Genomic DNA, 21949 nt, shown 5'->3' with positions numbered 1-21949 from the left:
GATGACCAAGGGCAGTAATTTCCCTGTTCCAATAGTGAGCGCCACCACAGGCTTCAATCGCGACCAGGCAAGGTTCCAACTTAGCGAAAAAACCGAGTACTTCTTTTCGTTTAAGCATTTTCTTGCGCACCAGCTTACCTGCTTTGTTGACCGCAACAGCGTGGAACACCAACTTTGCGATATCCAAACCGATGGTTGTAATCTTCATAGTGGACCCATCCTCTTTCCAGATGACTTTCAACAACTTCATCGTGGCCCATTGCGAGGCCGGTTAAAAGGGGATGGGTCCATTCCATTATCCTTGTGGGCTCGACGAAAACGTCCCTGTTTTCGACGGTCACAGTTCCGCCTGTGCCTGGAAATGAGGTGTATGTCTGTAGAAATATAGGCAATTTTAAGCAACGTTATTTTTGCAGAATTGCACCAGCTCCCCCTTCGGAGCCGCCGCTGGCGTTGTTGCAAATCGGCGTAGCCGAGACAGGGATGTCGAGGCTCGAAGGTCGAGCACGGATGCGAGTCCTGAGTGTAGCCAATTTGCTTCATAAGCCAGTGGGGATTTCGGCTACGTCGGGGTGTCCTTGGGGATGCAAGGGGCTTTGGACAAGCAAAACCCCTTGGCCGGTGTGGTGTGGAACACCACGACTTTGGGCCGCTGGCACAGCGGCTATTTATGGCTTTAAGCCAAAACTCACCAATGAACTTGATCCTAGCGGCTAGCTAAGTTGTAGCCAATCACCTGCGGTGCGCTCTCGCACAGGCGATCCTGTGACTCGCTGCGAGTACGTCCCTGTAAGCTCTGCCTCGTCATCCCTAGCTCGGAAGGTCACAGTTCCGCCTGTGCCTGAAAATGAGGTGTATGTCTGTAGAAATATAGGCAATTTTAAGCAACGTTATTTTTGCAGAATTGCACCAATCCCCCTCGATGTCGCCTACCGTCGTTGGCGCAAATAACGTGGCTGAGGGCGAATACTCGCCATTAGCGAATACACTTATGAGCGCGATCCCCAGATGGGTTTGAGTGCCAAATCCGCGCGATCGAAATGAAAACCAAGAGAGTCCTCTTGGTCTAGGGGCAAATCGAGGGGCAAAGCGCCGCGACTTATAGTCTCGATCGCGGGCTAGTCAATCGCCGGCTAGTCTCAGTCGCGGGTCGCGATACAATATCTGTTACGGCCGGCGGCCTTGGCGCGATAAAGTGCACGGTCGGCCTGTTCAAACAGTTGATCCTGATTTACTCCGGCGCTCCAGGCGGCTATGCCTATGCTGCAGGCGATGCCGTGGCGATGAAACAGGGTTTCGTTGGCGAGCATTTCGAGCAGGCGCTCGCTCATGCGTACTGCCGACTCCAGATTGCCTTCCACCAATACCACAAACTCGTCGCCACCTATGCGAAAAGCCTGGTCGGCATTGCGGATGCCACACTTAAGCAGCTTGCCGAACTGAGTCAGCACTCTGTCACCAAATTTATGGCCGAGACTGTCGTTGAGCTGCTTGAAATTATCCAGATCAAGCACCACCAGAGATATCGGGCTGTGAGCCCGTCCGGCTCTGGCGAGCGAGGTACGGATACACTGACCGAAATAGTGGCGGTTGCCAAGCTCGGTCAGGGAATCAAACATCGCCTGTTCCGACATCTGCGAATAGGCGATGGCGTTGAACAGCGGCTGTGACAGCAGGGCTTCTATCTGTTCAAGCTCTGCCTGCTCCACCGGGCTCAACACCCTTTGCAACCGGTAGCGCAGCTTGGCGGTGCCCAGTTTACTGACCAGTTCTCTGCTCACCGTACTTTGAGAAGTACGCCCCCAGTGAAATTGATGTCCTTTCAGTCGCAGCTGTACTCCCTGTACCGGCAAATATTGTTGCAGCAGTTTGCCATAGCAGGCAAATACTGTCCGGGGATCGAGACTCGCATGCAACCGCTGAACCGCCTGCAGCAGATCCATCTTGGGACGGATAGCCTGAGGTTGATCAGACAGATACTGATAGTCTTCAGGGTAAAACTCTGTTGCCAGACCAAAGTCCATCATAAATACTCCAATAAGGCAGAACCTTTCACGACTGTTACAATGCAAAATGCGTGCCCGATAGGCTTTTGTCTGATTTGTATATAGATCTCATTGAGTTAAGCTTAGGAGTGTTACAGACAATGTTCATGTGACAAGTATTTGACGCCGACAAAATAATGAATTGAACCTTAGAGAGCAGGGGAGTGCGCATGGAACATGGATTCTTTATCCAGATCCTCTTGATGCTGGTTATTGCCATAGCGGCGATAGCCTTGCTCAGGCGTATAGGCTTGCCCGCTATTCTGGCCTACCTGCTGACAGGGGTTATCAGCGGTCCTTCCGGGTTCAATTGGTTTTCGCAGCACCAGATGCAGTCGGTGGCCGAACTTGGGGTGGTGCTACTCATGTTTACCCTGGGACTGGAGTTTTCTGTACCCAGGCTCTGGGCCATGCGCCGCACTGTATTTGGCCTCGGCAGTGCTCAGGTGGTATTGACCACCTTGCTGGCCATGGGGGCCGGATTACTCTTTATCAGCGACGTGACTCAGGCGCTGGTGATAGGTTCAGTGACAGCCTTGTCTTCCACCGCCATAGTGCTGAAACTGCTCAACGACAAGGGCTGGCTCAAGCGCCGCCATGGCGAACTGTCGGTCAGTGTGTTGCTGTTCCAGGACCTGGCCGTGGTGCCCTTGCTTATTCTGCTGCCTTTGCTTGCCGATGGCAGCGAGCCTTTGACTGCCCTGCAGCTTGGGGCAGCTCTGGGGAAAGGGATCCTGGCCTTTATTGTGCTGATGGCTTTTGGTAAGTGGGCTCTGCCCAAATTGTTTGATGAAGTTGCCCGCTCCCGCTCCAACGAGCTGTTTGTGTTGTCGACTCTGGTGGTAGCGCTCTTGACCGGCGCCTTTACCCAGTGGCTGGGGTTGTCCATGGCATTGGGGGCTTTTATGGCCGGGATGCTTCTGGGGGAGAGTCAGTACCGGCGCCAGTTGGAAGCGGATATTCGCCCGTTTCGGGATCTCTTGATGGGACTGTTCTTTATCTCCATAGGTATGTTGCTCGACTTCAGTCTGGTGCTGGCCTATTGGTGGCAAATTTTACTGTTGCTGTTGGCGGTGATAGTCGGCAAGACGGCGATAGTCTTTGCCCTGCTGAGGCTGGCCAAAGAGCCTTTCAGGGTGGCCATGTCCACCGGCCTCAGTTTGGCACAGGTGGGGGAGTTTTCATTCGTGGTGCTGGCCCTGGCAGTGAGTTATCAATTGCTGGCCCCCAGTGTCAGTAACACTTTGGTGATGGTTGCCGTACTGTCGATGGCACTGGCGCCGGCATTGGTGCGTCATAGCATAGACATAGCCAGGCTGCTGCAGGGCCTTAAACCCAGGCCGGAACCGGCGGAAAACCTGCCGCCTTTGGATCCCCAGCAAGATCTGGTTCTGCTGCTGGGTTATGGCCGGGTTGGGCAGACCATAGGGCGGTTTCTCAAGGCCGAAGCTATCCCTTTTATTGCCCTCGACCGGGATCCCTCCCGGGTTGCAGAGGCGCGCCGGGCCGGAGAGCCTGTGTATTTCGGCGATGCTTGTAAACGCAGTTTGCTCAAACAAGCCAATGTGCGCCACGCCAAGAGTATAGTGCTGACCTTTTGCGAGCAGCCGCAGTTGGAAGAGGCCTTGGTACTGTGTCGGCAACTGGCGCCCGAGGCGCGGATCATGGTGCGAACCCGGGATGACAGCGAGCTTGAGCAACTGGAGCAGGCCGGTGCCAGTCAGGTTATTCCGGAAACTCTGGAAGGCAGCTTGATGCTGGTATCTCAGGTGTTGTATCAGTCAGGGGTACCCTTGTCGCGGATCCTCAAACGGCTGGAGTCGGAGCGGCGCAATCATTATCAGTATCTGCACGGTTTCTTTTCCGGTGAGGAAGCCGACTTCTCTCTCGAATTACTGCATGCAGTGGCTTTGCCAAGAGGCGCCAGCGCCGTGGGAAAATTCAGTGCCGAGATCCCCTGGCAACAGCTCAGGGTGGAACTGAGAGCAGTGCGCCGCGGCGGCAGGGAGTACGAGCCGCCGGATGAAGATTGGCAGTTCCGCGCCGGTGATACCTTGCTTATTCGCGGCAAGCCCAGAAGGGTGGAGAAGGCCGAAGTTATTTTGCTTCAAGGCTGATTGCCCGGCCGCTGGCGTTGGTTTTATTTGCACGTTAAATGGGGTACTCTGCGACCTTTGTGGAGCTGAATGCCGGGAAGGACTGCTTGGCTGCATATGTTGCAGCGACTTTTCCTGAATAAGCGCAAACCCGAGTGACCTACAAGGAGTTGGCAACCGTGACCCATGACAGTAATGATGGCCTCGATATCTCGTTCGAGGAACTGTTTGAGAATTTGACTTCTACCCAGCAGCTGCTGTTTTGCCGTGATGGCGATGTGCCGTTGATCCTGCCGGTGAATATCGATGGCAATGAAGAGGCCAGTCATTGTTATGCCTACCTTCCCATGATGGAGGAGCAGGAGGCGAGCCGGGTGCTTGCAGAGAATCTTAAACAACCGGCGGATTACTATCTCAAACCCATGCATTGGCAGCGGCTTATTCTGACCGCTCATTTCAATGAGGTGCTGTTGCTGGAGCTGGCAGGCAAACTCGTGCTGCCGGTGGAAGATCAGCAAGCCTACCTGAGCTATATGGCGGCACGCCTCAATGGTGAAGACTGCGTGCTGCGGGTCAACAATGTGGAGATCAGCCCTTGGCTCACCGGAGAGGCCGACGCCTGGGAGCTGGTGGAAGCACTGTTTGCCCGTTACGCCTCACTCAAGGGGATCTGGCTGGCCGACTGTCTGTGGCAACAGCCCGATGGCAAACCCGGTAAGCTGGTAGTTCTCGACGCCGAGCTGGCCAGCTACGAGATGTCGGCCGCCTTGCAGGATCAGGCCAAGGCGCTGGGCTATACGCTTGTCCAACTGAAAGATTTGACCCTGGATTATCAGTTGGATGCGCTGACCATACTGCCGCCGCTGGTGAGCCGAAGTGAAGCGGGGGAAGTGCGTCTCTATGTCGGTGACCCAAACCAGCCCTTCATTCAGTTTCAGCGCCACCACATAGTGCAAACCACAGTCGACAACCCGGAGAGCGATTCCTATGGTTTACAGGCTGAGAACATAGCCGTTACCGCCAATGAGCGGGAGCAAGGCTCCACACCAACCTTTGCCGTGACTCTGGTCTCAGTGTTGCTGGTGGTGGCCCTACTCATCTTTTTTGCCTGATTCGTGCTCAATTGATATCGAAAAAGGCTTTCAATTCATCAATCTGGCACATGGCATCCTGATAGCCCAAATCTATTAGGGCGCCTGTGTAGGCGTTCTCAAACAGCAGATAAGACACAATACTGGTGTCCGACTGGCTGTCTATGCCAATCAAAGCCAGCAGTCGACGAATGGCGAAGGGCATCTCCTGATAGTAACGCTTGGCCAGCTCACTGAGATCTTCACTGGGTTTAATCACCAAGGTATCAATCGGCCTCAAATCCAACTGTTGGCGGCTCTGTTCCGGCACCAGCGCCAGAGTGCTGTTGATGCGCCTGAGCCGCTCCAGATCTGAATTCAGGGTATCGGAAAAGATGGTATCCAGCAGATGACCGGCAATGGTGGCCGTCTTGGGATGATAATCCAGTTCAAGGGGCGTGTTCTTGTGTGGGCTGTCCAGGTTGATCACCATGATCCGCTTGGCGCCCAGATGTATCGGGCTGGACAGTGGCGCCAATTGATGCACTGAGCCATCGCCATAGTAAGACTGGGACAGCTTAATTGAGGGGAACACCAAAGGAATGGCGGAGCTGGCCATCAGGTGCTCTGTGTGCAGCCGGGTGCGCTCGCCGCTGCGTCTGGCCCTTTGCCAGTTCTCCAGCTCCTTGTGGGCCTGAAAGAAGGTCACGGAGCGGGAGCTGTTGTAGCAGGAGGTGTCAATGCTCAGTGCCATCAGGGAGCCGCCGCGGATGTTGCGATCGATTCGCTCGAAGTTAATCAGCTCATTGAGCAGTTGCCGCAAGGGTTCATTGTCCAGCAAACTGCCGGCGTCGGTATTGACCAGATCTCCCTGCATGCCACGAAGGGCCATCTTGGCCAGATGTGCCAGCACGCCGGTATTGGAGGCGCGGTAGACTCGCTCAGTGTGGATATTACGCCAGATCCATTCCAGCTTTCTCAGCCCCAGATGGAAACAGGATGCATGGGTGGCGATGGCGGTACCATTGATGGCTCCGGCCGAAGTGCCGCAAACAATCTTGAATGGAATGGCGTGATTGCGGGGATAAAACTGCACCAATGCCTTGAGCACCCCAACCTGATAGGCCGCTCTGGCACCACCGCCCCCCAACACCAAAGCCCTGCTTTCCGGCACAGCGCCTCCTTTGCTAAAACCCAGAATAAGAGAATGCCAAGATATAGTATTGTCGCCACTAGCTTGGCTAGCTCAGTTTAACTCTAGCTGGCTTTGCTGTGGTCGGAGAAGCAAAAAACCGCCTTGAGGCGGTTTTTTTAATGATAGCGGATGCTTATCTTATGCGAGCCGGTTTTGGATCTGCTCGAGAATACCACTGGCATCCAGCTTGAGCTCAGTCAGTATCTCTTCCGGTGAGCCGTGCTTGATAAATTCATCCGGCAGGCCAATTTGCAACACAGGCTTGCAGATCCCCTGGCTGGCCAAGTATTCGAGTACACCGCTGCCTGCGCCGCCCATGATGGCATTTTCTTCCACAGTTACCAGCAAGTCGTGATTGGCGGCCAGCTCCCTGAGCAAATCTTCATCCAAGGGCTTAACAAAGCGCATATCGGCGACTGTGGCATCCAGGCTTTCGGCGGCTTCCAGGCTGGCAGCCAGGGTAGTGCCGAAGTTGAGAATGGCAATCTGTTTGCCCTGACGTCTGACAAGGCCTTTACCTATCGCCATGGCCGTCATCTCTTCAACCTGCTCGGCGCCGGTTGCACTGCCGCGAGGGTAGCGCACTGCGCTTGGGCCCTTATTGTAGCAGTAGCCGGTGTAAAGCATCTGCCGACATTCGTTTTCATCGGATGGCGCCATTATCACCATGTTGGGTACGCAGCGCAGGTAGCTGAGATCGAAAGCGCCCTGATGGGTTGGGCCATCGGCGCCCACAATGCCGCCACGGTCAATGGCAAACAGTACTGGCAGGCGCTGCAGTGCCACATCGTGGATCAACTGATCATAGCCGCGCTGCAGGAAGGTGGAGTAAATGGCCACTACCGGCTTATAGCCTTCACACGCAAAGCCCGCGCCCAGAGTCACAGCATGTTGCTCGGCGATGGCGGCATCGAAGTATTGCTCGGGGAATTTCTGGGAGAACTCCACCATGCCGGAGCCTTCACGCATGGCCGGGGTGATCCCCAGTACCTTGTCATCCTTGGCGGCAATGTCGCACAGCCATTTGCCGAACACCTGGGAAAAACTGGGTTTTCCCGGCTTGGTGGCCGGCTTGCAAAACAGTGAAGGGTCAAACTTGGGCACCGCATGCCAGCCTATGGGATCTTTCTCTGCCGGCTCATAACCTTTGCCTTTCTTGGTCATGATATGCAGTACCTGCGGCCCCTTGAGGCTGCGCATGTTGCGCAGGGTTTCCACCAGGGCATCCACATCGTGGCCATCGATAGGGCCTATGTAGTTGAATCCCAGCTCTTCAAACAGGGTTCCCGGAACCACCATGCCTTTCAGGTGTTCCTCGGTGCGGCGCGCCATCTCTTTGATGACGGGCATGCCCTTGAGTACCTTCTTGCCGCCTTCACGTATTGTGGTGTAGAAGCGGCCGGACATCAGCTGCGCCAGGTGGTTGTTGAGGGCGCCGACGTTTTCCGAGATAGACATCTCGTTGTCGTTGAGCACCATCAGCATGTCTTTGTGCAGATCGCCGGCGTGGTTCATGGCTTCAAACACCATGCCGCCTGTCATGGCGCCATCGCCTATGACGGCCACCACTTTACGGCCGGCTTGCTCTTTATCGGCGGCGACAGCCATTGCCAGTGCGGCCGAAATCGAGGTGCCTGAGTGACCAACACTGAAGGTGTCGTACTCACTCTCTTCCCGCCAGGGGAAAGGGTGCAGGCCGCCTTTTTGGCGTATGGTAGGCATGCGATCGCGACGACCGGTAAGAATCTTGTGCGGGTAGGCCTGATGACCCACATCCCAGACCAGGCGGTCAAACGGGGTGTTGTAGACATAATGCAGCGCCACGGTCAGCTCTACAGTGCCTAACCCTGAAGCAAAGTGACCGCTCGACATGCCCACAGATTTTAATAAAAACTCCCTGAGCTCGTCGGCCAGCTGAGGAAGCAGGCTTTGTGGAAGCTGACGCAGCTCTTCCGGGGTATTGGCCTGTGCCAGCACAGGAAACTGAGTGATATCCAGACTCATAACGAGATACTTTGTCTCTTTTTATACTCTTCGCTCAACGATATAGCGGGCGAATTCGGCAATTAACTGGCTATTGTATGGCAATTTGGCCAGCGCTGATAGTGCATCTTCCAGCAGTTTTTGGGCAGTGGCCTTGGCGCCCTCCAGTCCCAACAGTTTAGGATAGGTACTCTTATTGGCGTCGAGATCCGACCCCTGGGGCTTACCCAGCTCTTCTGTACTGCCGGTAATATCGAGAATGTCATCCTGTACCTGGAATGCCAGACCTATGGCATCGGCGTATTCCAGCAGTGCCTGCCTTTCATTATCATCGACATCGGCGGCAATGACCGCAAACTCGACGGCGCAGCGGATAAGGGCACCCGTCTTCAATCTGTGCAGGGCGGTGAGCTGCGCAAGGGAGATCTCTTTGTCTGTGGCATTGAGATCCTGGGCCTGGCCGCCACACATACCGCGGTAGCCGGAGGCTTTGGCCAGCGCCTGCACCAGGCGCAGGTGTTGGCGGTCGCTGAGGCCCTCGATATCGCTGCTGATAAGTTCAAAGGCCAAGGTCTGCAAGGCATCACCGGCCAGAATGGCGGTGGCTTCGTCAAAGGCGATATGCACGGTTGGCTGACCGCGGCGCAGGGCATCGTCGTCCATGGCCGGCAGATCGTCATGGATCAGCGAGTAAGCGTGAATACATTCTATGGCGGCGGCGCAATCATCGAGGCGCTCAAGGGGAACGCCGAGCATCTCGCCCACAGAGTAAACCAGAAACGGCCGAATACGTTTACCGCCCAGCAGGGCACCATGTCGCATGGCAGCCTTGAGTTTGAGCTCGGTATCATCCAGGGTGTCCAGAATGGTGGCAATTCTTTGATTGACTCTCTGCTGGTATTGGTTAATAGCTTGGGTTAACACTCACTCACCCTCGACATCAAATGGGCTCAATGGCGCCTGGGGATCCTGGGCCAGCAGTATGGCAACTTTCTGTTGCGCCTGTTCCAGTTTGGCCTGGCTGCTGCGCACCAGACCTATGCCACGCTCGAACTGTTTGAGAGCATCGTCCAGCGATACTTCACCGCGTTCCAACTCGGCGACTATGCGTTCCAGTTCGTTGAGAGATTCTTCAAAGCTCAGATTTTCGGGTTTTTTGGCCACATCGGTTTCCTTGGTGCACCTTGGTTGCCGGCCCATTCCTGCGACCTGATTGTCACGGTGCAAAGGTATAAGGGGAGGGGATTGGCAGCAGGTGTCTTGGCGTTATGTTCAGCGTGACACAAGGTATATCAGGGCGCGATAAGGGTCAAATTGAAGCGCCCGTTATTTGCTCAACAGCACGCTTTGTCGCTGATTTTTTTTGGAGAAAATTAAAATCTTCCTAAACTTGCCTAAGCCCTGTCCGATAACTCAAAATAGAAACTGTTGAAAATTATCATATTCATCTCCTGCGAATAGCCAAGATCCTATATCACCCTTTGAGGCGGATCGGCTTGTATGGGATAGAGATCCCGGCCACACTGTGTCGGGTCTGCTTTAGAGGTGAGGAGCCACTGTGGATTTAGCAACCCTGATAGGACTGGTAGGTGCTTTTGCTTTTATTATCATGGCAATGGTCAGCAGTGGCGGCATTGCAATCTTTATTGATGTGCCTTCGGTATTGATTGTGATGGTAGGTTCGCTGTTTGTGGTGATGATGAAATTCAACCTCAAGCAGTTTTTGGGGGCGGTCAAGATTGCCGCCAAGGCGTTTATGTTCAAACTGGACAAACCCGAAGAGTTGATTGAACAGTCGGTCACCATGGCCGACGCCGCCCGTAAAGGGGGCTTCCTGGCGCTGGAAGAGGCGCAAATTTCCAACAGTTTTATGCAAAAAGCGGTCGACATGCTGGTGGACGGCCACGACGGCGATGTGGTGCGTGAAGCACTGGAGAAAGACATTCAGCTGACCGAAGAGCGCCACAAGGCGGGGATCAGTATCTTCAAGGCGCTGGGTGATGTGGCGCCGGCTATGGGTATGATAGGTACCCTGATTGGTCTGGTGGCCATGTTGTCCAACATGGATGACCCTAAATCTATCGGCCCGGCAATGGCGGTGGCCTTGCTGACCACCTTGTACGGTGCGGTTATTGCCAACATGGTGGCGATCCCGATTGCCGATAAGCTGGCGCTGCGGATGAACGAAGAGATGCTCAACCGCAACCTGATTATGGACGCTGTGCTGGCGATTCAGGATGGCCAGAACCCCAGGGTGATTGAGGGCTTCCTCAAAAATTACCTGTCTGAGAAGCAGCGCAAAATAGATACAACGGACGGAGAGTAACACTATGGCCAAGCCCAAGTGTGATTGTCCGCCACCCGGCGCACCCATGTGGCTGGCAACCTTTGCCGACCTGATGTCGCTGCTGATGTGTTTCTTCGTGCTGCTGCTGGCCTTCTCCGAAATGGATGTCATGAAGTTCAAACAGATAGCCGGCTCTATGAAATACGCCTTCGGGGTGCAGAACAAGGTTGAAGTGAAAGATATTCCCAAAGGCACCTCAGTGATTGCGCTGGAGTTCCGCCCCGGACGCCCGGATCCCACCCCGATTGAAATAATCAACCAGCAAACCAACGAGATGACCCAGCAGATCCTCGAGTATCAGGAAGGGGATGACGACAGTGCCGGTGGCGTGCAGCAGCAAAGGGGCGAGCAGCGTGGCGGCGAGGCTTCGGCCACGGCGCAGGAGCAGGCCGAAGACAAGAAGACCCAGGAACAGCAGGCGGCTCAGGATCAGATTAACGAGCAGGTCAAGAAGATGGCCGAGGCGCTCAACAAAGAGATAGTGGACGGTGCTATTGAAATCGAGTCTCTGGGGCAGCAGATTATCATCCGTATTCGGGAGAAGGGCGCCTTTGCCTCAGGTTCGGGGTTCCTGCAACCCAGGTTCAAACCTGTGGTGCAGGCGGTTGGTGAGCTACTCAAAGATGTACCCGGGATCATCACAGTCTCCGGCCACACGGATGACATGCAGATAAGCAATGAGCTGTACAGCTCCAACTGGGACCTATCCAGCCAGCGGGCGGTGGCCGTGGCTCACGAATTGGTCAAGGTGCCCGGCTTTGATGCCAGCAGAATGAAAGTGGTGGGCATGGCTTCCACTGCGCCTTTGGTGCCCAACGACTCGCCGGAGAATCGCGCCCGTAACCGCAGGGTGGAAATCTCCATTGAGCAGGGCAAGGCCAAAGAGTCTGATGAGATTGAAGTCGATCCCAATCTTTGATGGCGCAGCATCATCAGAATCAGAGCAGCCTGAAAACGGCTGCTTTTTTTATGCTTCTGCAATCCGGGCACGGCTTTGGAGTGGCAAATCTCTGTGCCAGTTAGCGGGTCTTTGTTATAATCCCACGATTGCTGTTTGAAATTTTTTTCCTCGGGATCCCCATGAAGTTTATCGTAAAGCTGTATCCAGAAATCATGATGAAGAGCAAACCGGTAAGAATGCGTTTTACCAAGATGCTCGAGTCCAATATCCGCAATGTACTCAAAAAAGTGGATGAAGACGCTGCCGTTACCCGCCAGTGGGATCGGATTATGGTGCAGGTTCCCAAAGACAAACCCCAGCTAAAACAAGTTTTTGCCGAGCGTCTGGCTTGTATCCCCGGGATTTCTACCATCAGCCAGGTCAATGAATACAGCTTTGAAACCGTTGATGATATCTACCAGCATGCTCTCAAGGTGTATGCCGACGAGCTGGCGGGTAAGACCTTCTGTGTCCGCGCCAAGCGCAGCGGCAAGCACGACTTCAGTTCGCAGGATGTGGAGCGTTACGTAGGTGGTGGCCTGAACCAGTTTACCGAAGCGGCCGGTGTGCGCCTCAAAGACCCGGATATGACCATTCATCTGGAGATCAACAACGACAAACTCTACCTGGTGGAGAAGAAGATCCCCGGGCTTGGCGGATTCCCGATCGCGACCCAGGAAGATGTGCTGTCCCTGATCTCCGGCGGTTTTGATTCAGGGGTGTCCAGTTTCCAATTTATCAAGAAGGGTTCTCGTACCCACTACTGCTTCTTCAATCTGGGCGGTGCCCAGCACGAAATCGGGGTTAAGCAGGTGGCACACCATTTGTGGAAGACCTATGGCGAGTCGCATAAAGTCAAGTTTGTGACCGTTCCCTTTGAGCCCGTAGTGGCCGAAATCCTCGAGCGTATAGACAATGGCCTGATGGGCGTCATACTCAAGCGGATGATGATGCGCGCCGCCGCCAGGGTGGCGGAGCGTATGGGGGTTCAGGCGCTGGTCACTGGTGAGAGCCTGGGACAGGTATCCAGCCAAACCTTGACCAACCTCAATGTGATTGACCGTTGTGTCGATACCCTGATCCTCAGACCTTTGATCACCATGGACAAGCAGGACATCATCAACGAGAGCCGCAAGATAGGTACGGAAGACTTTGCCAAGTCCATGCCTGAATACTGCGGCGTGATTTCACAAAAACCCACGGTCAAGGCGGTGTTGTCCAAGGTTGAAGCCGAGGAAACCAAGTTTTCCGAAGATCTGCTGGACCGGATTATCGCCGATGCCGTGGTCATGGATATTCGGGAGATAGCAACCGACATGGATACCAAAGTAACGGAAACCGAAACCGTCGCCAGTGTCGGTCAGGGTGAAGTGGTGCTGGATATCAGGGCGCCGGAAGAGGAAGAGAGCAAGCCGCTGCAACTGGAAGGTGTCGAGATAGTTCATATTCCTTTCTTCAAGCTGGCCAGCGCCTTTGCCGAGCTCGATCGCAGCAAGACCTATCTGCTCTATTGCGACCGCGGCGTTATGAGTAAACTGCAGGCGCTCTACCTTCAGGAGCAAGGGCACGGTAACGTCAAGGTTTACCGCCCCTGATAAACAAAAAGCCGCCTCTCTCGAAGCGGCTTTTTTGCTGCTGACGCTCAGCGAAATCCAATGGGGCTCAGTTAAGCTGAACCTTTGATGGACTGGCTGCCGCGTCTTCGGCCAACAGCAGTGTCGGCTCGTCCAGCGCATGGGTTCTGAGCTCTTCGCTGTTGGCGGCAATGTTACGGCTCAGCTCCTGCTCAAGCAGTTTAAAGTCTATCTGCACCGCAGGGGCTTCGACAGCGACTCTTGGCAGAGGACGAGCTTGCGCCGGTGCAGAAAGACTTTCCGCAGCCATGGCGCTGGTGCTCATGCCAAACAGCAGGAGCACAAAAGCGGATTTAAAGTTCAACATGGGATGCCTCCGGGTGAGAACGGGCACTGAGTGCCAGTGTCAGACCTTCCCTTCGACTGCTCAGAGATTGTCTGAATATTCAACTTTTCGGCGCAAAATTTAACCAAAAGCGCTGGCTTTAACAAACGATAAAATGTAACAATCTGGATTAGAAAAACTAATTAAAAAATGAGAAGTGGATCACTATGTCAAAACGACTCCCTCCGCTGAATGCGGTCAAGGCGTTCGAGGCAGCAGCAAGGCATTTGAGCTTTACCCGCGCCGCCGAAGAACTGTTCGTTACCCAGGCCGCAGTGAGTCATCAGATCAAGGCGCTGGAAGACTTTCTGGGATTAAAATTATTTCGCCGAAAGAACCGCTCGCTGCTACTGACCGAAGAGGGGCAAAGCTACTTCCTCGATATCAAGGATATTTTTACCCAACTGTCGGATGCCACCGACAGGCTGTTGGCCCGCAGCGCCGTGGGTTCCTTGACTGTCAGCATGTCGCCCAGCTTTGCCATTCAGTGGCTGGTGCCGCGTCTGGCAAAATTCAGTGAGAAGAATCCCGATATCGATGTGCGGATCAAGGCGGTGGATGCCGAGTTCAGCGCCCTGTCCGACGATGTGGATGTGGCAATTTACTATGGTCAGGGTAACTGGCCCGGGCTCAGGGCCGACAAACTGCGCAACGAAGTGTTGATCCCCGTGTGCTCGCCAATGCTGCTCAACGGCCCCAAGCCATTGGAAAAGCCTGCCGATCTTAAATATCATACCCTGCTGCACGATATGAGCCGTCATGATTGGCAGGCCTGGTTCCGCCAATGTGGCGTAACGGATGTCAATGTGAACCAGGGGCCGATATTCAGCCACTCATCTCTGGTACTGCAGGCGGCGGCCCATGGCCAGGGGGTTGCTCTGGGCTACAGCGTGCTCGCCCGCCCCGACATCAAGGCCGGGCGTTTGGTCTGTCCGTTCCAGGAGGTTTTGGTCAGCAAAGATGCCTATTATCTGGTGTGCCAGCAAAAACATGCCGAGTTAGGTAAAATCGTCGCGTTCCGCGAATGGATGCTGGATATGTTTGCCGAGGAGTCACGTAGTGAATTGTTGCCGGGATAAGTCGGTAACACGCTTCTCTGCATATACAGGAAGGCACTACAAATAAGTGAAAGCTTGCAGTTTATAGGGAACTTTGATGGAACTGGCTTACATAAACGAAAACACGGAAGAGAGTGATGCCATGTTTAGTTGCTCTGATAACAGAGAGCATTTGTACGAAGACATGGACTACATTCCAGTGAGCGCATTGAGTGCGGTTATTTGGGAGGACGAAGACAGTTATTCAGAAGCTGTTTTCGATATCACAAACTCAGGGGATTTAAGCGTTACCAAACCTATAGCAGACGTTTTTATGAGCTTTGACCCATATGGCGTCGCTTTTCTGCCCAATAGATTACAGTGCATGGATGGCCTGTCGACTCAGCAGCGATATATTATCGCGATAAATAACGAGTTGGATGTATTGGATGAAGACAAGTCAGTTATAAAAAACGTTATCAGGCATTATGATCCCAAAAAGCACGGCTACGATGTGCCATTGGAAGAGCAGAAGCCTTTTCATTCAATCATAGTTAGTAAATTGTATCTTGACCGAGAAAAGCTCGAGTCTTATCCCATGAACCGCAGACACATTTTCAGGGTTAAAGGTACCAATAACTTTTTCTTTTCTTCAGAAGTATATGATGAGCTCTATAATATCGCTCTACAGGGGTTAGCTTGTGGACTGACCGCTTTTAAGTTTGATGTCGATGATGAAGCACCAAGGAGATAATAGTAAGTGAAAGATGAATACTCGATACTCACTAAACAAAATATGGATACTTTCCCATTCCAACAAACACCTGCACCAGTAGGTGCTGCAGCACCGGATCTGTTATTGGAAATGACCTTTTCTCCAAAGCTGTTCATTATTGGTGATATAGCATCCAAACTGGAGCCATTGGTGCAGCATGGTGTTGAATGGCTGGATGCTCGTGTTGACAATTCGCCAAGTCAACCTTCGGATGAACAACTCGAGGTATATGACAACTATCGAATGCCTTATATCCAGCAGACGTACAGATTGACTGATAAAGAAAAGCAATTTGGTAAGTTGAATTGGTTAGATACTGATTCGACAGAGTTCGATTTTTCTAAGCTGGAAAATATTCCTGTGGAACAAAGGTTAATATTTAAACTGGAAGAGGACTTTGGCTTGGTGTTTATTCATAAAAGTGTGATTGATTTGTTGAGAGAGCATGTAAAAACGGTATGGGTAAGAGATATATAATTACCGCTTGGTCGTTTTTTAACGCTATTTTTTAATAAATTGATTTGTCAGGGAAGTACGGTATTTAATATTGTGGTTTATTCGAATCCAAGCATGAAAATTATTGTATCTTCGGACAGGGCTGATGATGAATTTGAATACTAACTGGCTGCTGGATAAAGGTAAGGACAGTGACACTCTGGTGTTGTTCGCCCATGGCGCCGGTGCCGATATGCACAGCGACTTTATGGCAGATTATGCCACGCTGCTGTCTGCCAGCGGCCCGAGCGTGCTGAGGTTTAACTTTCCTTATATGGTCAAGCGCGGCGAGGATGGCAAGCGGCGCCCGCCGGACCGGGCACCTGTGCTGTTGCAGGCCTTCGAGCAGACCTTGGCGGCAGCGGTTGCCGAGTTTGCGCCCAAGCGACTATTTTTGATGGGCAAATCCATGGGCGGGCGGATGGCGGCCATGCTGGCGGCCAATGATAAACTGGCGATGACCCCCAGCGGCGTTATCTGTCTTGGTTATCCGTTTTTGCCGCCGAAGAAAACCGAGCCCAGACTTGAGCCCTTGTGGGAGTGCGCCTTGCCTCTGCTTATTTTGCAGGGCGAGCGCGACAGCTTCGGCAAGCGCGAGCAGTTGGCCTCCTGGGCGCTGCCCGAGCAGGCCAAAGTACGCTTTATTACCGACGGAGATCATAGTTTTGTGCCGCGCAAGTCGTCCGGAACGGATCTTAAGGCTAACCTGCAGGATGCCGTGAAAGAATCACTTTTATTTATCGGGAGTTAGTTATGCGTAAGGGGTTATTGTTACTGGCGGCCATCAGTGGTTTCTTTGCCGTTGCTCTGGGAGCTTTTGGCGCCCATGGACTCAAGACCATTGCACCTGCCGAGTTGATCGCCATATTCAACCTGGGGGTGGAGTATCAGTTCTATCACACCTTTGGTTTGATAACCCTGGCCTTTGCCGGTCACTGGTTCAAGTCGCGTCTGATTGACTGGGCGGCGGGGCTGTTTATCGCCGGGATCTTTATGTTCTCCGGCTCGCTGTATCTGTATGCTCTGACCGGCACCAAGTGGCTGGGCATGGTAACCCCTCTCGGCGGAAGCTGCTTCCTGGTGGGCTGGTTATTGTTGGCGGCAGCGGTATGGCGCCACCGCATGGATGAAACCGGGCTCTAAGTTTGGTTGGCTAAAGCCATTATTTACTAAAGCCATTGTTTGCTTAAAACTGTCACCTGAAGAGATAGCCCTCTAGAGAGATAGCTATTTAAAGAGATGGCTATTTAAGTAGATAGTCCGCAGGCCTGCCTAGGTAAACACCCGCCCAAGTGGCGGGTGTTTTGTTCCCAATTGCCGAAGGGCAGGGGGAATAGGCCGATATGTGCTGCAGGCCAAGCTCAATTTAGCCCGAGCTTTCTTACAAGCCTGGCATGCTCGGCTTTTCATTCTCACCGAGTCAGGCAACTCCTATTCAAAATGCTATGGTATACTCGCGCCTTCGCCAGTTGCCGGAGGCTTTCCGGTAAGATTCACTGTTTGGAAATACCAATGAACAACCTGTTTCTGTTTTGTCGTGCCGGCTATGAAAAAGAGTGCGCGGCCGAGATCCAAAATCGGGCGGCACTGCTCAATGTCGGTGGTTTCGTCAAGGCCAATAACAACGATGCCTATGTGATCTTTCAATGTTTTGCCGAAGGGGAAGCCGACACCCTGGCACAGGAACTGGCGCTGGACTCATTGATCTTCGCCCGGCAGATGTTTGTCTGCGGCGATCTGCTCAGTGACCTGCCCCCCGAAGACAGGGTAGGGCCAATTACCGCCGCACTTGAAGATGTCAGCAGGGGCGGTGAGCTCAGGGTCGAAACCCCGGATACCAACGAAGCCAAAGAGCTGCTGACCTTCTGCCGCAAGTTTACTGTGCCGCTGCGTCAGTCTTTGAAACAGAGCGGTACTCTGCTGGCCAAGGAAAACCCCAAGCGACCGATAATCCATGTGTGCTTTGTGGCACCGGGCAAGGCGTTTGCCGGTTATTCCTACAGCCATAACTCGTCACCGTTTTTTATGGGGATCCCCAGGCTCAAGTTTCCCGCCGATGCGCCCAGCCGCTCGACTTTGAAACTGGATGAGGCCTTCAATCACTTTATTCCCGAGCCGCAGCGGGAAGAGCGTTTGCGCAGCGGCCTCAACGCCGTGGATCTCGGCGCCTGTCCCGGCGGCTGGACCTATCAGTTGGTGCGCCGCGGCATGTTTGTATCGGCCGTCGACAATGGCCCCATGGGTGCAGGATTGATGGAAACCGGCCAGGTAACTCACTTCCAGGCCGACGGTTTCCGTTTCGAGCCCAAGCGCAAGAACATCTATTGGCTGGTGTGTGACATGGTGGAAAAACCGGCCAGGGTGGCCGAGCTGATGGAAGCCTGGGCCATCAATGGCTGGTTCAAAGAGGCTATCTTTAACCTGAAACTGCCGATGAAGAGCCGTTACAAAGAGGTGAGCACCATATTGGAAAATATGCAGGCCATTCTCAAAGAAAACGGCATCACAGAGTTTAAGCTGGCCTGTAAACACCTCTATCACGACAGGGATGAAGTGACTGTGCACCTGTGGCTGCGGCCCAACTCTCCTTGGTGAGTTGGTACTCGAGGCCCCAAGCGGGCCTTGATGCTTTTCAGCTCAAGGCCAACTGCTGTAGCACGGCATCCGGGATGTCATACTGGCCGCAAACCCACTCAAGATTGCCGTCAACAAAGCCGAGTAGTTCCCGGGTCAACATCAGGTTATAGACGGCATCGGCCACTAGGCTAACGTACTCGGCTTTCTTTCTCGGTGACAAGTGATGGTGGCGCCGGTAATCCTGCAGTGCTTGTTCCAGCTTCTTGCCGGCAACGCCCAGGGAACCGGCTTGTTCCCGCATCAATTCCTGTTCCAGCAGACTCTGCTGTTGCTGCTTTAGTTCACTCAGTTTTGAGGCTGACACCCGCTACTCCTCTGGCTGCTTGTCCTGTTTTTAAGTGTGTGCCCCTGATAATGGATCAACAAGTCGATGTCGGCGAAATGTTCGCTGGCGCACAAAAATCTGCTCTCAAATGACCATGCAACTCTTACTTGGGCGCTTGCAGCCATTTAAGCTTGGTAAATATTGAGTTGTATCACGCAACTAAAAAACTTTTAAGGTGTAATCTGCCGCGGTTCCTGCTACTAAATAAGTTCTGTTTCTTGATATGAGTCTGCGGATAGAAGTAATGCAGTTTTCCAAGTTTGGTGACAAGTTTAACCGTTATACAGGTATCACCCAGTTGATGGATGATCTCAACGAAGGGCTACGCACTCCGGGGGCGATTATGCTGGGTGGCGGTAACCCGGCGGCCATCCCCTCCATGCTGGACTATTTTACCGAGCTTAGTGCCGATATGTTGGCCAAGGGCGAGTTGCTCGCGGCCATGACCAACTATGATGGCCCGCAGGGAAAAGATGTCTTTCTCAATGCCTTGGCCAAGCTGCTGAACGATACCTACGGTTGGTCGCTAACCAAAAACAATATCAGCCTCACCAACGGCAGCCAGAGCTCCTTTTTCGCGCTGTTTAACCTGTTTGCCGGTACCACAGCCGAGGGGCAAAAACGCAAGATTTTACTGCCGCTGGCTCCGGAGTATATCGGCTACAGTGATGCTGGTCTGGAAGATGAACTATTTCGTACCTTCAAGCCGGAAATCACCAAGCTGGATGGCGGCTTGTTCAAATATCACATCGACTTTGAAAGGCTTAAAGTCGATGCCGATATCGGCGCCATTTGTGTTTCGCGGCCGACTAACCCCACAGGCAATGTGCTGACAGATGAAGAGGTTGATAAGCTGGATAAGCTGGCAAGAGCGCACGGGATCCCGCTGATCCTCGACTGCGCCTATGGCTCACCTTTCCCCAATATTCTGTTTGAAGATGTGACTCCTTTCTGGAACGACAACACTGTGTTGTGTATGAGTCTCTCCAAGCTGGGGCTGCCGGGGCTGCGCTGCGGCATAGTGATAGCGAACGAAGCCATCACCCAGGCGCTGACCAATATCAACGGTATTATCTCACTGGCTCCGGGCAGTATGGGCCCGGCGATGGCGACAGAGATGATAGCCTGTGGTGATATGCTACGGCTCGGCAATGAAGTAGTGCGGCCTTTCTATCTGCAGCGGGCGCAGCAAACCGTGGCCATGTTGCAACAGGCTCTGCCGGACCCCAGGTTCAGAATTCATAAACCCGAGGGCGCGATTTTCCTCTGGCTCTGGTTTGAGGGCCTGCCCATCAGCGCCATGGAACTCTATCGACGCCTGAAAGCCAGGGGCGTATTGGTGGTGCCCGGGGAGTATTTCTTCTTCGGACTGGCAGAAGAGTGGCCACACGCCGGTGAGTGTATTCGGATGAACTATGTACAACAACCCGAGTTGATGCGCCGCGGCATTGAAATTATCGCCGAAGAAGTTAACAAGGCTTGGGCGCAGCTTGGTTGAAACCAAGGCTACTATCGCAGAGTTGCTTGCTGTGAGTTTTAAGCAACTCTGCTGTAGCGTTATGAATCGCCACTAGTTTTCCAGACACCTTTTAGTTAGATAAACTAGCTAATTGTCAGAAATTGTTTAGCTGAATCCCTGCGGCTCCCAAGTATTTCTCCCCAATCGAACTTTGCGTCTGAAGTTTGACTTTCGCACTCACTTAAACAGCTGAACGGCCCTCAAATGGCATGCAAGAAGATTTCTCTCAGTGGAAACATCGGTGTTTCTGTAATCCAGGTAACTAGAGCGTTCACTCAGCGAATAATGGGTGTCTTTGTTGTTTTCTTAAAGTGCGCATTTTTTGCGTCACTTTTCAGCGACTTTTTATACACCGTTTTCACAATATTTCTCAATGAAGGCCTCAATCATCGCATCAAATGATTCAAAAGCTGGATTGTGTGGGTGAACTCGGCCTTTAAACACGTTTTTATCACTTTTATAAATTTCTAATGATTCGTTAAGTTTTTCGCAACCATGAGTTTTGTCGTTATCCGTTAAATAAGCATTTCCCATGGAGAATAAGGCCTTGGATACACCCCAGTAATCTCCGTCTTGTTCAAAAGCTTTAGCTGCCAACTCGAAGTGTTTGATTGATTTTGATGCGGTAGGGTCGTACTCATTGTATTTTTCATAAAAGTCTTTCCGGTCACGATAGCTTCTACTTTTATAAAATAAGCCTAAAAATGTATGAGCTTCAGCCAAACCATAAAGATCTTTTGATTCTTCGAAGTCAGCTAGTGCCTCGAAGCCAAGCTTTTCAGCCGCTATGCCTCTGTCTTGTATTCTCATTAGTTGATATGCGTAACCAAGCTTAGTCATTGGATCATTTGTATATGGAACCCCGGCCGCTGAGCAGCCGAGTAGAACCAAAGCGAATAGTGAAACGATAGTTAGTTTCATGCCAAAATTTCCTTTGGTTTACAATGCCATGGTTTTGCGACGGACCGGAACGCCAGCGTAGATGTGTCCGACAACAGCCACTTGTTAGAAGTTTTGAGGACACTATTCATTTACTGCTAGATGGTAGGTTGTAAAACACCGACCTGATAACTCTGTTTTATAAACTTTAGTGGACATTTTATTCAACACCTTGTATTCGCGCCTACTTTCGAGTAAATGGAATAGTATTTCTTTATGCCCTAGCTCTTTCGCCCAGCACATTAGCTTTTTGAAAATTGGTATGCCAAACCCCCAGAATTTTTGTGAGATAACAATCGCCAATTCAAAACCATTATCATCAGGCTGAATGCCACACCAACCTGCCAATACTCCACCAATATAAACCGCCCGGATGCGACAACCATGTATGGCATCTGTATTTATTTTTTCATTCATCCACGCATGGAGGCTTGTTTCGTCAAAATACGGGTGCTCGATCAAATGTGTTCTCAGAGAATCTTGATTGACCACGTCCATGAACTCTGTAGGGTTCACTTGATTAAAATGCAAAAATTCAATTTCACTCATATGCCGATACTTCTAACGCCTTTAGCAGGCGCGCCGTA

21 protein-coding genes and 1 pseudogene are annotated in these 21949 nt (G+C 52.6%); 12 read left to right on the top strand and 10 right to left on the bottom strand.

Annotated elements, in window-relative coordinates; translation table 11 throughout:
- Together N512_RS0116430 and dgcS are read right to left on the bottom strand one after the other, a co-directional pair.
- Positions 1–208, bottom strand: a pseudogene (locus N512_RS0116430) (IS110 family transposase); the annotation flags it as partial.
- A 931-nt stretch (positions 209–1139) separates the two neighbouring features.
- A complete protein-coding gene (gene dgcS, locus N512_RS0116425; protein WP_306440256.1) occupies positions 1140–2027 on the bottom strand; it encodes a diguanylate cyclase DgcS in 888 nt (295 codons plus the stop codon).
- Positions 2028–2215: 188 nt separating this feature from the next.
- Here dgcS and N512_RS0116420 point away from each other — a divergent pair, with 188 nt between their 5' ends.
- The gene (locus N512_RS0116420; RefSeq protein WP_028781023.1) at positions 2216–4162 is read left to right on the top strand and encodes a monovalent cation:proton antiporter-2 (CPA2) family protein; all 1947 of its coding nucleotides are present in this window, start codon (positions 2216–2218) and stop codon (positions 4160–4162) included.
- Positions 4163–4320: 158 nt separating this feature from the next.
- Positions 4321–5253, top strand: a complete 933-nt coding sequence (locus tag N512_RS0116415) for a hypothetical protein (protein WP_028781022.1) — start codon at positions 4321–4323, stop codon at positions 5251–5253.
- Positions 5254–5260: 7 nt separating this feature from the next.
- On the opposite strand, the gene N512_RS0116410 is transcribed toward N512_RS0116415, so the two are convergent.
- The 4 genes from N512_RS0116410 to xseB all read right to left on the bottom strand — a co-directional run bounded on the left by N512_RS0116410 (position 5261) and on the right by xseB (position 9553).
- Entirely contained in the window at positions 5261–6385 is a 1125-nt protein-coding gene (locus N512_RS0116410) for a patatin-like phospholipase family protein (protein WP_028781021.1), read from the bottom strand.
- Between the two features lie 159 nt (positions 6386–6544).
- On the bottom strand, positions 6545–8410 hold the full coding sequence (gene dxs, locus N512_RS0116405; protein WP_028781020.1) for a 1-deoxy-D-xylulose-5-phosphate synthase: 1866 nt from the start codon (positions 8408–8410) through the stop codon (positions 6545–6547).
- A gap of 21 nt (positions 8411–8431) precedes the next feature.
- Complete coding sequence (gene ispA / locus N512_RS0116400; RefSeq protein WP_028781019.1) at positions 8432–9313, bottom strand: (2E,6E)-farnesyl diphosphate synthase; 882 nt, start codon at positions 9311–9313, stop codon at positions 8432–8434.
- A complete protein-coding gene (xseB, locus tag N512_RS0116395; RefSeq protein WP_025012016.1) occupies positions 9314–9553 on the bottom strand; it encodes an exodeoxyribonuclease VII small subunit in 240 nt (79 codons plus the stop codon).
- Positions 9554–9947: 394 nt separating this feature from the next.
- Between xseB and pomA the strand changes: the two genes are divergently transcribed.
- From pomA to thiI, 3 genes are all read left to right on the top strand, one after another.
- Positions 9948–10715: a flagellar motor protein PomA gene (gene pomA / locus N512_RS0116390; protein WP_025012015.1), complete on the top strand. Its 768-nt coding sequence runs from the start codon at positions 9948–9950 to the stop codon at positions 10713–10715.
- Between the two features lie 4 nt (positions 10716–10719).
- A complete protein-coding gene (locus N512_RS0116385) occupies positions 10720–11655 on the top strand; it encodes a flagellar motor protein MotB (protein WP_025887266.1) in 936 nt (311 codons plus the stop codon).
- Positions 11656–11816: 161 nt separating this feature from the next.
- Complete coding sequence (thiI, locus tag N512_RS0116375; protein ID WP_028781018.1) at positions 11817–13271, top strand: tRNA uracil 4-sulfurtransferase ThiI; 1455 nt, start codon at positions 11817–11819, stop codon at positions 13269–13271.
- Positions 13272–13338: 67 nt separating this feature from the next.
- On the opposite strand, the gene N512_RS0116370 is transcribed toward thiI, so the two are convergent.
- The gene (locus N512_RS0116370; protein ID WP_028781017.1) at positions 13339–13617 is read right to left on the bottom strand and encodes a hypothetical protein; all 279 of its coding nucleotides are present in this window, start codon (positions 13615–13617) and stop codon (positions 13339–13341) included.
- Positions 13618–13802: 185 nt separating this feature from the next.
- On the opposite strand from N512_RS0116370, the gene N512_RS0116365 reads away from it, so the two are divergent.
- From N512_RS0116365 to rlmM, 6 genes are all read left to right on the top strand, one after another.
- Positions 13803–14714, top strand: a complete 912-nt coding sequence (locus tag N512_RS0116365) for a transcriptional regulator GcvA (RefSeq protein WP_025012011.1) — start codon at positions 13803–13805, stop codon at positions 14712–14714.
- A gap of 76 nt (positions 14715–14790) precedes the next feature.
- Positions 14791–15426 carry an imm11 family protein gene (locus N512_RS0116360; RefSeq protein WP_028781016.1) on the top strand — a complete coding sequence of 212 codons (636 nt, stop codon included), beginning with the start codon at positions 14791–14793 and terminating at the stop codon, positions 15424–15426.
- A gap of 6 nt (positions 15427–15432) precedes the next feature.
- Positions 15433–15924: a hypothetical protein gene (locus N512_RS0116355; RefSeq protein ID WP_025012009.1), complete on the top strand. Its 492-nt coding sequence runs from the start codon at positions 15433–15435 to the stop codon at positions 15922–15924.
- Positions 15925–16048: 124 nt separating this feature from the next.
- Positions 16049–16693 carry an alpha/beta fold hydrolase gene (locus N512_RS0116350; protein WP_156029245.1) on the top strand — a complete coding sequence of 215 codons (645 nt, stop codon included), beginning with the start codon at positions 16049–16051 and terminating at the stop codon, positions 16691–16693.
- 2 nt (positions 16694–16695) lie between these two features.
- On the top strand, positions 16696–17085 hold the full coding sequence (locus tag N512_RS0116345; protein WP_025887273.1) for a DUF423 domain-containing protein: 390 nt from the start codon (positions 16696–16698) through the stop codon (positions 17083–17085).
- Between the two features lie 369 nt (positions 17086–17454).
- Positions 17455–18537 (top strand): 23S rRNA (cytidine(2498)-2'-O)-methyltransferase RlmM, encoded by a 1083-nt coding sequence (gene rlmM / locus N512_RS0116340; RefSeq protein WP_028781014.1) that lies wholly within the window; start codon positions 17455–17457, stop codon positions 18535–18537.
- 37 nt (positions 18538–18574) lie between these two features.
- Here the strand turns inward: rlmM and N512_RS0116335 are convergent, their stop codons facing one another.
- A complete protein-coding gene (locus N512_RS0116335; protein WP_025012006.1) occupies positions 18575–18883 on the bottom strand; it encodes a hypothetical protein in 309 nt (102 codons plus the stop codon).
- A 265-nt stretch (positions 18884–19148) separates the two neighbouring features.
- On the opposite strand from N512_RS0116335, the gene N512_RS0116330 reads away from it, so the two are divergent.
- Positions 19149–20402 carry a valine--pyruvate transaminase gene (locus N512_RS0116330; RefSeq protein WP_025012005.1) on the top strand — a complete coding sequence of 418 codons (1254 nt, stop codon included), beginning with the start codon at positions 19149–19151 and terminating at the stop codon, positions 20400–20402.
- Positions 20403–20768: 366 nt separating this feature from the next.
- Here the strand turns inward: N512_RS0116330 and N512_RS0116325 are convergent, their stop codons facing one another.
- Together N512_RS0116325 and N512_RS0116320 are read right to left on the bottom strand one after the other, a co-directional pair.
- Positions 20769–21344, bottom strand: coding sequence for a hypothetical protein (locus tag N512_RS0116325; RefSeq protein ID WP_028781013.1), 576 nt, complete (start codon positions 21342–21344; stop codon positions 20769–20771).
- A gap of 102 nt (positions 21345–21446) precedes the next feature.
- Positions 21447–21911 carry a hypothetical protein gene (locus N512_RS0116320; protein ID WP_025890172.1) on the bottom strand — a complete coding sequence of 155 codons (465 nt, stop codon included), beginning with the start codon at positions 21909–21911 and terminating at the stop codon, positions 21447–21449.
- Positions 21912–21949 lie beyond the last annotated feature (38 nt).

Source organism: Shewanella sp. 38A_GOM-205m, assembly GCF_000518445.1.
GTDB classification, from domain to species: Bacteria; Pseudomonadota; Gammaproteobacteria; order Enterobacterales; family Shewanellaceae; genus Shewanella; species Shewanella algae.
The sequence above is the reverse complement of the archived record's forward strand: the minus strand, read 5'-3'. Positions and strand labels throughout refer to the sequence as shown.